General features: G+C 67.7%; 19 protein-coding genes. 1 reads left to right on the top strand and 18 read right to left on the bottom strand.

The window, feature by feature from the left end; translation table 11 throughout:
• Positions 1-1,490, top strand: a 1,490-nt coding sequence (locus E1292_RS51510) for a hypothetical protein (protein ID WP_165974837.1), incomplete at its 5' end; no start/stop codon positions are given.
• Here the strand turns inward: E1292_RS51510 and truA are convergent.
• From truA to rplR, 18 genes are all read right to left on the bottom strand, one after another.
• Complete coding sequence (gene truA / locus E1292_RS31595) at positions 1,455-2,339, bottom strand: tRNA pseudouridine(38-40) synthase TruA (RefSeq protein ID WP_132599512.1); 885 nt, start codon at positions 2,337-2,339, stop codon at positions 1,455-1,457. The two genes, E1292_RS51510 and truA, sit on opposite strands and share 36 nt — an antisense overlap.
• Positions 2,340-2,415: 76 nt before the next feature.
• A complete protein-coding gene (gene rplQ, locus E1292_RS31590; RefSeq protein WP_132599510.1) occupies positions 2,416-2,967 on the bottom strand; it encodes a 50S ribosomal protein L17 in 552 nt (183 codons plus the stop codon).
• A gap of 180 nt (positions 2,968-3,147) precedes the next feature.
• Entirely contained in the window at positions 3,148-4,164 is a 1,017-nt protein-coding gene (locus tag E1292_RS31585; RefSeq protein ID WP_132337053.1) for a DNA-directed RNA polymerase subunit alpha, read from the bottom strand.
• 133 nt (positions 4,165-4,297) lie between these two features.
• A complete protein-coding gene (gene rpsD, locus E1292_RS31580; protein WP_132599508.1) occupies positions 4,298-4,924 on the bottom strand; it encodes a 30S ribosomal protein S4 in 627 nt (208 codons plus the stop codon).
• A gap of 21 nt (positions 4,925-4,945) precedes the next feature.
• Positions 4,946-5,350 carry a 30S ribosomal protein S11 gene (gene rpsK / locus E1292_RS31575; protein WP_132337049.1) on the bottom strand — a complete coding sequence of 135 codons (405 nt, stop codon included), beginning with the start codon at positions 5,348-5,350 and terminating at the stop codon, positions 4,946-4,948.
• 45 nt (positions 5,351-5,395) lie between these two features.
• Positions 5,396-5,776 (bottom strand): 30S ribosomal protein S13, encoded by a 381-nt coding sequence (gene rpsM / locus E1292_RS31570; RefSeq protein ID WP_132599507.1) that lies wholly within the window; start codon positions 5,774-5,776, stop codon positions 5,396-5,398.
• A 220-nt stretch (positions 5,777-5,996) separates the two neighbouring features.
• Positions 5,997-6,110, bottom strand: a complete 114-nt coding sequence (rpmJ, locus tag E1292_RS31565; RefSeq protein WP_003956441.1) for a 50S ribosomal protein L36 — start codon at positions 6,108-6,110, stop codon at positions 5,997-5,999.
• A 24-nt stretch (positions 6,111-6,134) separates the two neighbouring features.
• Positions 6,135-6,356: a translation initiation factor IF-1 gene (gene infA / locus E1292_RS31560; protein WP_030451477.1), complete on the bottom strand. Its 222-nt coding sequence runs from the start codon at positions 6,354-6,356 to the stop codon at positions 6,135-6,137.
• Positions 6,357-6,691: 335 nt separating this feature from the next.
• Positions 6,692-6,877 carry a DUF4236 domain-containing protein gene (locus E1292_RS31555; RefSeq protein ID WP_132599506.1) on the bottom strand — a complete coding sequence of 62 codons (186 nt, stop codon included), beginning with the start codon at positions 6,875-6,877 and terminating at the stop codon, positions 6,692-6,694.
• A gap of 84 nt (positions 6,878-6,961) precedes the next feature.
• Positions 6,962-7,336 (bottom strand): VOC family protein, encoded by a 375-nt coding sequence (locus E1292_RS31550; protein WP_246090466.1) that lies wholly within the window; start codon positions 7,334-7,336, stop codon positions 6,962-6,964.
• Positions 7,337-7,567: 231 nt separating this feature from the next.
• Positions 7,568-7,996 (bottom strand): DUF1707 SHOCT-like domain-containing protein, encoded by a 429-nt coding sequence (locus tag E1292_RS31545; protein WP_132599503.1) that lies wholly within the window; start codon positions 7,994-7,996, stop codon positions 7,568-7,570.
• Positions 7,997-8,010: 14 nt separating this feature from the next.
• Positions 8,011-8,820: a type I methionyl aminopeptidase gene (gene map / locus E1292_RS31540; RefSeq protein ID WP_132599501.1), complete on the bottom strand. Its 810-nt coding sequence runs from the start codon at positions 8,818-8,820 to the stop codon at positions 8,011-8,013.
• Positions 8,821-8,932: 112 nt separating this feature from the next.
• On the bottom strand, positions 8,933-9,583 hold the full coding sequence (locus E1292_RS31535; RefSeq protein WP_132509682.1) for an adenylate kinase: 651 nt from the start codon (positions 9,581-9,583) through the stop codon (positions 8,933-8,935).
• A complete protein-coding gene (gene secY, locus E1292_RS31530) occupies positions 9,583-10,887 on the bottom strand; it encodes a preprotein translocase subunit SecY (RefSeq protein WP_132599499.1) in 1,305 nt (434 codons plus the stop codon). The genes E1292_RS31535 and secY overlap by 1 nt, the downstream gene beginning before the upstream one ends.
• A 169-nt stretch (positions 10,888-11,056) precedes the next feature.
• A complete protein-coding gene (gene rplO / locus E1292_RS31525; protein ID WP_132599497.1) occupies positions 11,057-11,524 on the bottom strand; it encodes a 50S ribosomal protein L15 in 468 nt (155 codons plus the stop codon).
• A gap of 1 nt (position 11,525) precedes the next feature.
• Complete coding sequence (rpmD, locus tag E1292_RS31520) at positions 11,526-11,708, bottom strand: 50S ribosomal protein L30 (RefSeq protein ID WP_080043226.1); 183 nt, start codon at positions 11,706-11,708, stop codon at positions 11,526-11,528.
• Positions 11,709-11,710: 2 nt separating this feature from the next.
• Positions 11,711-12,340 (bottom strand): 30S ribosomal protein S5, encoded by a 630-nt coding sequence (gene rpsE / locus E1292_RS31515; protein WP_132509678.1) that lies wholly within the window; start codon positions 12,338-12,340, stop codon positions 11,711-11,713.
• Between the two features lie 49 nt (positions 12,341-12,389).
• Positions 12,390-12,773: a 50S ribosomal protein L18 gene (gene rplR / locus E1292_RS31510; RefSeq protein ID WP_132599495.1), complete on the bottom strand. Its 384-nt coding sequence runs from the start codon at positions 12,771-12,773 to the stop codon at positions 12,390-12,392.
• Between the last annotated feature and the right edge of the window lie 2 nt (positions 12,774-12,775).

The following is a 12,775-nucleotide window of genomic DNA, read 5'->3' as shown; positions in this document are numbered from 1 at the left end:
ACCCCGACGAGCCCGGTTCCCCGGCCGCCGCCTTCGACCCGAACGCCACTGATCCGGAGGGCTTCACCCGCCCGGCCGGCTTCCCGTCGAGCCCCACACAGCAGGACGACCCTCCGGCGCGCTTCCCGAGAAGCGCCCAGCCCGCGCCTCCAACATCCGCAAGCGCCTCGCCCGCAAGCACCACGCCGGAAAGCGGCCCCTCCACAAGCACCACGCACGGAAGCGCCCACTCTGCGGACGCGCACCCGGCCACGGCCCACCCGGGGACCGATCAGGCGGAAGCCACCACACCCGGCCCCGGGCAGGCGGGCGTCACAGAGCCGCCCGGAGCGGCGAAGTCCCCGGGCGCCCGGCCCGGCGACGCGACCAGCGAGCCTCCCCTTGCAGCCCCCGTCGCCGCCGAACGCGAGGACACCCGGCCCTTCGACCACGACGACATCGCCCGGCCAGCCGGCCAGGAAGTCAGGAAGTCCAAGAAGCCGGCCCACTACTTCGACCCGAAGGCCGCCAGGCGTGACGCCGCACGTCAGGGGAAAGCGGTCGAGCCCGGCGACCCGTCGGCGCGCCCGCCCGAGCCGGGCGACGTACCCGTCTGGCCGCCCACCCCTCCAGAAGAGGAAAAACTTCCCGAACTCCCCTTCTCCCGGGACACCTGGGGCCAGAAGCCACCGGTCCCCCTCGACTCGCCCACACCACCGGCGGGCAGCCCCGCCTTTCCGTCTGGAGCGTTCAAACAACCCCCGTTCCAGGCCCCGCCCCCGCCTCCGGCGTCACCGGGCAAGAGCAGGCGCGCCCTGCTCGTCACGCTCGGCGCGCTCGCGCTGGCGGGTGTGGCCACCGGCGGGTTCTTCGCCTGGCAGGCCGTGAGCGACCCCGCGCCGACGACCGCCGCCGCCCGGCCGAGCGCGTCCGTCCAGCCGAGTTCAGAGCCGGCCGTCTCCCCACCCGCCGAGGGCACGTCCGCGCTCAACTCCGAGCGGACCGACCCGCAGAAGTTGTCGCTGTCGGAGGCGTTCCCCGAGAAGAAGGTGAGCGCGGCCGGCATGACGTTCGCGCGGGTCAAGGCCGACATCGAGACGGCCTGCGACAAGGCGGCCATGGGTGCTTTCGCCGACGCCCTCGAAGAGCAGAAGTGCAGCCGCGTGCTCAGGGCCACGTACGTCGACAGGAAACGGCGCTACGCCGTGACCACGGGCATCGCCGTGCTGCCTGACAAGGCCGCCGCCGAGGCGGTCGACCAGGCGAAGAACCTGTCGCGCAACGTCTGGTTCCGCCCGCTTCCCGGCGGTGAGGGCTCGGGCGGCGAGCGGGTGCACATCGCGGGCGGCTACGCGGCGGGCCTGGTGTGGGGGCGTTACGTCGTCTTCAGCTACGCCACCCACGCCGACGGCCACACCCCGTCGTCCAACGAGAAGACGCTGCCCAAGGTGAGCGGGGCGTTCCGCGACGAGACGTCACTCGTCCTCGAGCGCCGCGTCAACGGCGGCTGACCCCGCCGGCGTGCGTACCCGCCGGGTGGCCTCGGCCCGCGCGGCGAGCTCCGCGTCCGGCGGGTAGCCCACCTCCTCCAGGCAGAGCCCGTGCGCGGGCGCCACGTGCACGCCCGAGTCGCGTACGGCCCTGCCGAGCACCTCGCCAGGCCACTCCACCGGCCGCCGCCCGTCACCGGCGGCCAGCAGCGAGCCGACCAGGGCCCGCACCATCGAGTGGCAGAACGCGTCGGCCACGACGGTGGCCACAAGGGTGCCGTCGGGCTCGCGTACCCAGTCCAGGCGCTGCAGTTCCCTGATCGTGGTGGCCCCTTCGCGCTTCTTGCAGAACGCGGCGAAGTCGTGCTCGCCGATCAGCCGGGCGGCGGCCGCGTTGAGCGCGCCGTCGTCCAGCGGCCGGTTGTGCCAGACGACCTCGCGGCGGCGCAGCGGATCGACGCCGCCCACCGCGTCGCTCACCCGGTACGCGTAGCGCCGGAAGAGGGCCGAGAACCGGGCGTCGAAGCCCTCAGAAGCCACCGAGACCCGATGAACGCGTACATCCGGGGGGAGAACCCCGCCCAGCCGCCTGACGAGCGCAGCGAGCCGCTCATCGACGCTGAGCGGTCCCCTGTTGCCGTTCAGCTCGGCCGTGGAGCCCTCCGGCACGTCCACGTGGCAGACCTGGCCGCGCGCGTGCACCCCGGCGTCGGTACGGCCGGCCACGGTCAGCTGGGCGGGCTCGCCGAGGCGCAGGATCCGGCCGAGCGCCTGCTCGATCTCGCCCTGGACCGTACGCCGCCCCGGCTGCCGGGCCCATCCGGAGAATTCGGTCCCGTCGTACGCGAGGTCGAGGCGGAGCCGTACCACGATGATTCTCCTTCGTCACGAAAAGGGCCCGGACCCCCGAGGAGGGGTCCGGGCCCTTTTCAGCCGACCTGAACGATCAGGCCTCGTCCTTCTTCGCCTCGGCCTCAGCGGCCGGGGTCTCCTCGGCGGCGGCCTCGGGGGCCTCAGCCTTGGTGTCCTCGGCCTTGGCCTCCTCAGCCGGGGCCTCCTCGGCCGGGGTCTCCTCGGCCTTCGCCTCCTCGGCGGCGGGCGCCGGGGCGGGGGCCTCGGTGCGGGTGGTGACGCCGCTCATCGGCTCGGTCACGAGCTCGATGACCGCCATCGGCGCGTTGTCGCCCTTACGCGCGCCGACCTTGGTGATGCGGGTGTAGCCGCCGGGCCGCTCGGCGAACGTCGTCGCGATCTCGGTGAAGAGGTGATGCACGACGCCCTTGTCCCTGACGACGGTCAGGACCTGGCGACGGTTGTGGATGTCGCCCTTCTTCGCCTTGGTGATCAGGCGCTCCGCCACCGGACGCAGGCGCTTGGCCTTGGTGACCGTGGTGCGGATCTTGCCGTGGCGGAACAGATCGGTGGCGAGGTTCGCCAGGATCAGCCGCTCGTGCGCCGGGCTGCCGCCAAGACGTGCACCCTTGGTGGGCTTGGGCATGTCATCTCTCCTTGTGGATTAACCCGCCCCGGCCGTATCAGGTACCGGAGTCGGGCCGGCGCCGCGGTCGCGCGGCGCCGTTACGTTCACCCGCCCGCCCCGCGCCTCGCGAGGACGCCGGCCGGTCCGCGGACCGGCCACCGTCCTCGCGGAAGACGCGCGACGAACCGCGGGACGTTGTCAGTACTGCTCGGTCTCGACGTACGCGCTGTCGTCGTCGTCGTAGCCGCCGCCGGCCACCGCGCTCGGGTCGAACCCGGGCGGGGAGTCCTTGAGCGCCAGCGACATCTCGTGCAGCTTCTGCTTGACCTCTTCGATCGACTTGGCGCCGAAGTTCCTTATGTCGAGCAGGTCCTGCTCGCTGCGCGCGACGAGCTCGCCCACGGTGTGGATGCCCTCGCGCTTGAGGCAGTTGTAGGAACGGACCGTGAGGTTGAGCTCCTCGATGGGCAGCGCCAGGTCGGCGGCCAGGGCGGCGTCGGTCGGCGACGGGCCGATGTCGATGCCCTCGGCCTCGACGTTGAGCTCGCGGGCCAGGCCGAAGAGCTCGACGAGGGTCTTGCCGGCGGAGGCCACCGCGTCGCGGGGCTTCATCGCGGGCTTGGTCTCGACGTCGAGGATGAGGCGGTCGAAGTCGGTGCGCTGCTCGACTCGGGTGGCCTCGACCTTGTAGGTGACCTTGAGCACCGGGGAGTAGATCGAGTCGATCGGAATGCGACCGATCTCCTGGCCCGGCTGCTTGTTCTGGGCGGCGGAGACGTAGCCGCGACCGCGCTCGACGGTCAGCTCCATCTCCAGCTTCGCCTTGCCGTTGAGCGTGGCGATGCGCAGCTCGGGGTTGTGCACCTCGACACCGGCCGGCGGCGCGATGTCGGCGGCGGTGACCTCGCCCGGGCCCTGCTTGCGCAGGTACATCACGACCGGCTCGTCGTGCTCGGAGGAGACGACCAGCTCTTTGAGGTTGAGGATGATGTCGGTGACGTCTTCCTTGACCCCGGGAACGGTCGAGAACTCGTGCAGCACGCCCTCGATGCGAATGCTCGTCACGGCCGCGCCCGGAATGGACGACAGCAGCGTGCGGCGCACGGAGTTGCCGATGGTGTAGCCGAAACCCGGCTCCAGCGGCTCGATGACGAATCGGGACCGGGTGTCGTCGATCGACTCTTCGAGAAGAGTCGGGCGCTGAGCGATCAGCATGAGTGGGATCTCCCCTGTTTCGTGTGGCGCCCGCTATATGACGCCACTCCGATGAACAGCCTAGCCCGGGTACGCGCCGCCGCGAGGAACTCTCGACGGCACCGAACCGTACCCGAGCCGGGCAGGCGAGTGACTACTTCGAGTAGTACTCGACGATCAGCTGCTCCTGGACCTGGGTGTCGATCTGCTGGCGAACCGGCAGCTGGTGAACCAGGATGCGGAGCTTGTCGGGCACGACGCCGAGCCACGCGGGAATCGTCCGCTCGCCGGCGGTGGCGCGGGCCACCTCGTAGGGCAGCAGATTGCGCTTGGTCTCGCGGACCTCGATGATGTCGTGCTCGCGAACGCGGTAGGACGGGATGTCGACCTTCTTGCCGTTCACCATGATGTGGCCGTGGCGCACCTGCTGGCGGGCGGCGTCACGCGACTGGGCGAAACCGGCGCGGTAGACGACGTTGTCGAGGCGGCTCTCCAGGATCTGGAGCAGCACCTCACCCGACTTGCCGCTCTTGCGGGCGGCTTCCTCGTAGTAGTTGTGGAACTGCTTCTCGAGGACGCCGTAGATGCGGCGGGTCTTCTGCTTCTCGCGAAGCTGAAGCTGGTATTCGGTGTCCTTCGGACGGCCTCGGCCGTGCTCACCCGGCGGGTAAGGACGGATCTCGATGGGGCACTTGGCGGACTCGCACTTGCTGCCCTTGAGGAAGAGCTTGGTCTTCTCGCGACGGCAGAGCTTGCAGTCCGCGCCCGTGTAACGAGCCATTTCTCTATATCTCCTGGGATCTCAGACGCGGCGGCGCTTCGGCGGACGGCAGCCGTTGTGCGGGACCGGGGTCACGTCCTGGATCGAGCCCACCTCGAGGCCGGTGGCCTGCAGCGAGCGGATCGCGGTCTCGCGGCCGGAGCCGGGACCCTTGACGAAGACATCGACCTTGCGCATGCCGTGCTCCATGGCGCGGCGAGCGGCGTTTTCCGCGGCCATCTGCGCGGCGAACGGGGTGGACTTGCGGGAGCCCTTGAAACCCACGTGGCCGGCGCTGGCCCAGGAGATCACGTTGCCCAGCGGGTCAGTGATCGAGACGATCGTGTTGTTGAACGTGCTCTTGATGTGGGCGTGCCCGTGAGCGACGTTCTTCTTTTCCTTGCGGCGCACCTTCTTCGGCGCACCCTGGCGGCTCTTAGGAGGCATTGTTTGCCATAACTCCTGAGGTCTTCGGTCCCGCGGCTGCGAGGACTACTTCTTACCGGGCTTCTTCTTGCCGGCGACGGTCTTCTTCTTGCCCTTACGGGTGCGCGCGTTGGTCTGCGTGCGCTGACCGTGGACCGGCAGGCCCTTGCGGTGCCGGATGCCCTGGTAGCAACCGATTTCGATCTTGCGCCGGATGTCGGCCTGAACCTCGCGGCGCAGGTCACCCTCGATCTTGTAGTTCGCCTCGATGTAGTCACGCATCGGGACGATCTCGGCGTCGGAGAGCTGGTGGACGCGGAGGTCGCCGCTGACCCCGGTGGCCTGGAGAATCTCCTGGGCGCGGGTGCGGCCGATTCCGTAAATGTAGGTGAGAGCGATCTCCAGCCGCTTGTCGCGGGGGAGGTCGACGCCAACCAGGCGAGCCATGGCGGGCATTCTCCTTTTCTGTGGCGGAGGTCTTGCGCCTCACTGCCCCTCCCCAATGCCCGGGGTGAGGGCCCCGGCCTCCGACCGGGGGTCTCCCGAGTGGTTCGAACCCTCTTCAGAAGGCCCGCCTGCCCGGGTGTGACACGCGACTACTGACTCAGGCTTCTCATGCGTCGAGCCCGCTCCCTGACGGGGCGGACTCGGAGAAGCCTTGCGGCGACTAGCCCTGGCGCTGCTTGTGGCGCAGGTTGTCGCAGATCACCATGACGCGACCGTGCCGGCGGATCACCTTGCACTTGTCGCAGATCTTTTTGACGCTCGGCTTTACCTTCATTGTCCTTTGTGTTCCTCAGACGTCTTACTTGTATCGGTAGACGATCCGCCCACGAGTCAAGTCGTAGGGGCTCAGTTCAACAACAACCCGGTCGTCCGGAAGAATCCGGATGTAGTGCATCCGCATCCGTCCGCTGATGTGGGCCAGGACCTTATGGCCGTTGTCGAGCTGCACCCGGAACATGGCGTTCGGGAGCGACTCGACCACAGTGCCCTCGATCTCGATGGCGCCGTCTTTCTTGGCCAAAATTCCTCGCGTTTCACTGATCGATCGTCTGAGGCTCCGGTTCACTAAGCAGCCGCGACCTCACGCTTCGAAGAGAGCGGCGATCGGCAAAGACCGCCGACGCGTGTGGGTCATAGTGAGCCGACTAAGGAGTGTACGACACCTGAGCCTAGAACGCGAAATGCGTGCCAGGTGTCCTGACACAACCATCTGCCAGTCTACCCCACGTTTGCCGCGCTCGAGCCCGGCACGCCGGAGCCGCACACCCTCCCGCCCTTTCCGCGAACGGTCGGAGCAACTTCGTGGGGAACGGGCCGGAGGCTCGGCGCCTCCAGCCCGTACGTATCCCCACCCGATCAGCGAGTGCTGCGGGTCTTGCGCCAGTGAAAGCCACCGGGCAGGTTGACCGAGACCGTACGGCGTCCGTCGGCCGTGCGGGTCACCCGGAACAGCCGGTTGCCCCAGCTGTGCCCCATCCCACGGCGGGACAGGTTCAGCCGGAACGGCCCGAACTTGATCGACTTTCGATAGCTCCATCCCATGTCGTTTGCCTCCAAAGTGCGGGAGGCCTTCCAGCTACCCAAACAAAAGCGACATATCGGGTTTGGTAACGGTCTGTTTGCTCTTCAGAGGTAGAGACAGAAAGGATGCCCGTCGGGATCCAGCATCACCCGGACATCCTCCTGCGGTTGGTACGCCGCCTCGACCGCCCCGCAGGCCAACGCCCACTCCACGGCGGCGGACAGGTCGTCGACCTTGATGTCGAGGTGCTGCGAGGCGTTCTGGGCGCCAGGCTCGCTCGGCCACACCGGGCGGACATAGGAGCGCTCGTACTCGAAGCCCACCGCGGGGCCGCTCTCGCCCGCCGGCGGCCGGAGCAGCAGCCAGCCCGCCTCCTCGGGCTCATCGGGCCCGGGCCCCTCGTCCTCGACCACCTGCAAGCCGAGCAGCTGGGCGTAGAAGCGGGCGAGCTCGCGCGGCCGGGACGTGCCGACTGTCACGGAGGTCAGCTGAAGACGGGGCGGCATATCAGGCTTCCCTTATTGGCGGACGCAACCAGCCGCATCGTACTTTCCAGCACCTGGGCCCGCCACCCGATCTTGCCGCCTCGCGCCGCTGGGCGCCGTCCTGCGTGCGCCGGCTCGCGACGCCGGACCCGGGTCAGCGGCGTCCACCCGCCTCGCCGTACTCGGGGCACCGCTGCCCGCGGTCCCCGGCCCTCGCCGAGAGCCCTACTCGGTCTTGGGCTTGGAGGTGCCGAAAATCGTGCTCATCAGCAGGACCACCCCCCACGGGCCCATCACCCACAGCGGCCACGGATAGACCAGGTCGCTCGACGTGATGCTCACGATCAGCCAGATCACCCAGTTGATGCCGCTGGCGACGGCCCACGTGCGCCAGGCCGCCACCAGGCCGGGATGGGCGCCGCCCTTCTTGACGGCCTTGGACTCCACCTTGGCGGGGCGGTTGCGCAGGTCGACGTCGGGCAGGTCGGACGTCAGCCGGGCCAGCTCGCCGTAGGTCTTGCTCTCGTAGAGCTGCTCGAGCCGCTCGTTGAACTCCTCCATCGTGAGGCGGCCCTGCGCCGTGTGCTCGCGCAGGATGGCAGCCACCCGGTCGCGGTCGGCGTCGGACGCTCGCATCTCGGGGCTTTTCGCCATCCCACCACTCCCGGTCAGAATCCCAGCTGGGCCAGGCGCTCTTTGCCCCCATCCAGGGCGGTAAGCACCCAAGGACCATTATGTGTCACCGCGACGCTGTGTTCGAAATGCGCGGACTGCTTGCCGTCGACGGTCACCACGGTCCAGTCGTCGGACAACACGCGGGTGCGGTCGGTGCCCAGGTTGACCATGGGCTCGATGGCCAGGCACATGCCCTCTTCGAGCGCCGGGCCCCGGCCGGGCTTGCCGTGGTTGGCGATCCACGGGTCCATGTGCATCTCGGTGCCGATGCCGTGGCCGCCGTACTCCTGAGGAATGCCGTAGCGGCCCTGCGACTTGACGTACCGCTCGACCTCGTAGCCGATGTCGGACAGGTGGCGGCCGACGGTCAGCGCGCCGATGCCGCGCCACATGGCCTCCTCCGTGATGCGCATCAGCTCCGTCAGCTTGGGGTCGACCTCGCCGATCGGCACCGTCACGGCCGAGTCGCCGTGCCAGCCCTCGAGGATCGCGCCGCAGTCGATCGAGATGACGTCACCCTCGCGCAGCTTGCGGGCGTTCGTCGGGATCCCGTGGACCACTTCCTCATTGACCGACGCGCAGATCGTCGCGGGGAAGCCCTGGTACCCCTTGAACGACGGGATCGCGCCCTCGTCCCTGATCGCCTTCTCGGCGATCACGTCGAGGTCCAGCGGCGTCATGCCGGGCTCGACGGAGCGTTTGAGCAGGTCGAGCGTACGACCCACCACCAGGCCCGCGGCCCGCATCTTCTCGAGCTGCTCGGCCGACTTGATCTGGATCCCGTGCCGGTTGCGCTTGAACATGTACTGCCCCCCTGGGTCTCAACGGGCCACCTGGGAGCCCAATTCCCCCACAATAGCCGCGAGGTGGCACGGAATCCCGTGCCACCTCGCCCAAATCGGTTGATACTGGAACTCAGCCCATATACGGCCTGATCGCGTCCATGGCCCGCTGCGTGACCTCTTCGACCGGGCCCGTGGCGTCCACGCCGACCAGGATGCCCTCGTCGGCGTAGTAGGAGACCAGAGGCGCCGTCTGCTCCTGATAGACCTCCAGGCGGTGCCTGACGGTCTCCTCTTTGTCGTCGTCACGCTGGAACAACGCGCCCCCGCACGCGTCGCACTTGTCGTCCTTCTTGTCGTCGAACTCGACGTGCCAGATGCGGCCGCACTGGCTGCAGGTGCGCCGGCCGGCCAGCCGCCTGACCACCTCGTCGTCGTCCACGACGAGCTCGAGAACGAGGTCGAGCGCCTGGCTCCAGTCTTTGAGCATGTCGCGCAGGATCTCGGCCTGCGCGACGTTCCTCGGGAAGCCGTCGAGCAAGAAGCCGTCCTGCGCGTCGTCCTCGGACAGCCGATCACGCACCATGGCGATGGTGACCTCGTCGGGCACCAGGTCCCCGCGGTCCATGTACGTCTTGGCCAGCTTGCCGAGGTCCGTGCCCCCCGAGACGTTGGCACGGAAAATGTCACCTGTCGAGATCTTCGGGATGGACAGGTTCGATGCGATGTACTGGGCCTGTGTCCCCTTACCCGCTCCGGGGGGCCCGACCAGAACGAGACGCACTACCTCAGGAAACCTTCGTAGTTACGCTGCTGCAGCTGGCTCTCGATCTGCTTCACCGTGTCAAGGCCGACGCCTACCATGATCAGAATGCTCGTCCCTCCGAACGGGAAGTTCTGGCTCGCACCGGCCACTGCCAGCGCGACGATCGGGACCATGGAGATCAGACCCAGATAGAGCGCGCCAGGCGCGGTCAGACGGGTGAGCACGAAGTTCAGGTATTCAGCCGTCGGACGGCCGGGGCGGATGCCCGGAATGAAACCACCGTACTTCTTCATGTTGTCGGCGACTTCAGCGGGGTTGAACGTGATGGACACGTAGAAGTACGTGAAGAAAACGATCAACAAGAAGAACGTGGCCATATAGATCGGCGTGTCGCCGGTGGCGAGGTTCTGCGAGATCCACTGGATGACCATGTTGTCGCTGGTCGAGAAGAGCGACGTGATCAGCTGCGGCAGGTAGAGCAGCGAGGACGCGAAGATCACCGGGATGATGCCGGCCTGGTTGACCTTCAGCGGGATATAGGTGGACGTGCCGCCGTACATCCTGCGGCCGACCATCCGCTTGGCGTACTGGACCGGGATGCGCCGCTGCCCCTGCTCGACGAAGACCACCGCGGCGATCATGAAGACGCCGACCACCATGACGATCGCGAAGGTGAACTTGTTGGCCTGGAAGATGTTGGCGAGCTCGGAGGGGAAGACCGCTACGATCTGGGTGAAGATCAGGATGGACATGCCGTTGCCGACGCCGCGGTCGGTGATGAGCTCACCGAGCCACATGATCACGGACGTACCGGCCGTCATGATGACGACCATCGTGACGATGCCGAAGATGTTGTCGGGGTCGAGCAGGACGTCCTGCTGACAGTTGGGGAACAACTGGCCGGTGCGCGCCAGCGCGATGAAGGCGGTCGACTGCAGGACGGCGAGCCCGATGGTCAGATAACGCGTGTACTGCGTGATCTTCGTCTGACCGGCCTGGCCTTCCTTCTTGAGCGCCTCGAGGCGTGGGATCACCACGACGAGCAGCTGCAGGATGATGCTCGCGGTGATATAAGGCATGATGCCCAGCGCGAACACCGACAACTTCAGGAGCGCGCCGCCGCTGAACAGCTGCACCATCCCGTAGATGTTGCCGGTTTCTCCACTGCGCGCCTGGTCGAAACAGGCGGCGAGGTTCTCGACGTGGACTCCCGGAGTCGGAAGAACCGAGCCGAGACGGAACAGCGCGATGATGCCCAGGGTGAAGAGCAACTTCTTGCGCAGGTCCGGTGTCCGGAACGCCCGGGTAAACGCGGTCAGCACGGTCCCTCCTGCGCGCCTTTACGGCGGTGTGAGTATGCGATGGTGCGGGGATCTGCCATCTGAAAGTCTCAGGTCAAACGAGCCGGACAGAATCCTGCCGTCTGGCGAACTCTAACGCACTACGGGCGTGGGGGCCCATTGTCAAAGCCCCCACGCCACGTAATAGCTCTTACAGCTCGGTAACGGAACCACCGGCTGCGGCGATCTTCTCCTTCGCGGACGACGAGAAGGCGTGGGCCTGCACGTTGACCGCGACCGAGATCTCGCCGGTGCCGAGCACCTTCACCAGCTGGTTCTTGCGAACGGCGCCCTTGGCGACCAGCGCCTCGACGGTGACCTCGCCACCCTCGGGGAACAACTCGCCGAGTCTGTCCAGGTTGACGACCTGGTAGGTCGTCTTGAACAGCGCGTTGGAGAAGCCCTTGAGCTTCGGCAGACGCCGCTGCAGCGGCACCTGGCCACCCTCGAAACCGAGGGGGATCGTCGTGCGGGCGTGGCTGCCCTTGGTGCCGCGACCGGCCGTCTTGCCCTTGGACGCCTCGCCGCGACCCTTGCGGGTCTTGGCCTTGTTGGCACCAGGAGCAGGACGCAGGTCGTGAATCTTGAGCGGAGCAGCGTTGTTGGAGCTGTCAGTCACGTCAATCGACCTCTTCCACCTCGACGAGGTGCGTCACCACGGAGACCATCCCGCGAATCTCGGGGCGGTCCTCCTTGACGACGACGTCGCCGATTCGCTTCAGGCCAAGCGAACGCAGCGAGTCGCGCTGGTTCTGCTTGCCACCGATCTTCGAGCGAACCTGAGTGATCTTCAGGCGTGCCACGACTAGCTCACCGCCTTGGCGGCCGCGGCCTCGGCGATGCCCTCACGCTGCGCCTTGAGCATGCGGGCCGGGGCCACGTCCTCGATCGGCAGGCCACGGCGGGCGGCGATCTCCTCGGGGCGCGAGAGGCCCTTCAGAGCCGCCACGGTGGCGTGCACGATGTTGATCGGGTTGTCCGAGCCGAGCGACTTGGACAGCACGTCGTGGATGCCGGCGCACTCCAGGACCGCACGCACCGGGCCACCGGCGATGACGCCGGTACCGGCCGAGGCCGGACGGAGGAAGACGACGCCCGCCGCCTCCTCGCCCTGCACGGTGTGCGGGATGGTGCCCTGGATCCGAGGCACCTTGAAGAAGTGCTTCTTCGCCTCTTCGACACCCTTGGCGATGGCCGCGGGCACTTCCTTGGCCTTGCCGTAGCCGACGCCGACCATGCCGTTGCCGTCGCCGACGACGACGAGGGCGGTGAAGCTGAAGCGACGACCACCCTTCACGACCTTGGCCACTCGGTTGATCTTCACTACGCGCTCGATGTACGAGACGCCCTTGTCGGCGGCGCCACCGCGGCGATCGTCACGACGGTCCCGCCGCTCGCCACCGGTGCCGCCACCGCGACGCGGAGCTGCAGCCATCAGTGGTTCCTCATCTCAGTTGCCATTAGTTGCGATCCCCGGGCCCTCATCAGAACTCGAGCCCGCTCTCGCGCGCGCTGTCGGCCAGCGCCGCGATCCGACCCGCATACCGGTTGCCACCGCGGTCGAAGACGACCTTGGTGATCCCGGCGTCCTTGGCCCGCTGAGCGAGGAGCTCGCCGACCTTCTTGGCCTTCTCGGTCTTGTCCGCCTCCAGCGAGCGCAGCGAGGCGTCCATGGTGGACGCGCTCACCAGCGTGTGGCCGACGGTGTCGTCCACGATCTGGACGAACATGTGACGGGTCGAGCGGTTGACGACCAGGCGCGGACGCTCGCTCGTGCCGACGACGTACTTGCGGACGCGGCGGTGACGGCGGGCCCGCGAGACCGTGCGGGCAGCCGTGTGCTTGCTGAACGCAGTCTTCGGAGCCATGC

The sequence above is a fragment of the Nonomuraea deserti genome, from assembly GCF_004348685.1.
Classification (GTDB): Bacteria; Actinomycetota; Actinomycetes; order Streptosporangiales; family Streptosporangiaceae; genus Nonomuraea; species Nonomuraea deserti.
Note: the sequence above shows the minus strand (reverse complement) of the source record. Positions and strands in the feature narration are given on the sequence as shown.

Coding starts and splice junctions, on each gene's coding strand:
- rpsE (WP_132509678.1), bottom strand. CDS start 12,340: ATGGCTGCAGCTCCGCGTCGCGGTGGCGGCACCGGTGGCGAGCGGCGG.
- E1292_RS31545 (WP_132599503.1), bottom strand. CDS start 7,996: ATGGCGAAAAGCCCCGAGATGCGAGCGTCCGACGCCGACCGCGACCGG.
- rpsM (WP_132599507.1), bottom strand. CDS start 5,776: ATGGCTCGCCTGGTTGGCGTCGACCTCCCCCGCGACAAGCGGCTGGAG.
- rplR (WP_132599495.1), bottom strand. CDS start 12,773: ATGGCTCCGAAGACTGCGTTCAGCAAGCACACGGCTGCCCGCACGGTC.
- E1292_RS31585 (WP_132337053.1), bottom strand. CDS start 4,164: ATGCTGATCGCTCAGCGCCCGACTCTTCTCGAAGAGTCGATCGACGAC.
- E1292_RS31555 (WP_132599506.1), bottom strand. CDS start 6,877: ATGGGATGGAGCTATCGAAAGTCGATCAAGTTCGGGCCGTTCCGGCTG.
- map (WP_132599501.1), bottom strand. CDS start 8,820: ATGTTCAAGCGCAACCGGCACGGGATCCAGATCAAGTCGGCCGAGCAG.
- rpmJ (WP_003956441.1), bottom strand. CDS start 6,110: ATGAAGGTAAAGCCGAGCGTCAAAAAGATCTGCGACAAGTGCAAGGTG.
- rpsD (WP_132599508.1), bottom strand. CDS start 4,924: ATGGCTCGTTACACGGGCGCGGACTGCAAGCTCTGCCGTCGCGAGAAG.
- rplQ (WP_132599510.1), bottom strand. CDS start 2,967: ATGCCCAAGCCCACCAAGGGTGCACGTCTTGGCGGCAGCCCGGCGCAC.
- rpsK (WP_132337049.1), bottom strand. CDS start 5,350: ATGCCTCCTAAGAGCCGCCAGGGTGCGCCGAAGAAGGTGCGCCGCAAG.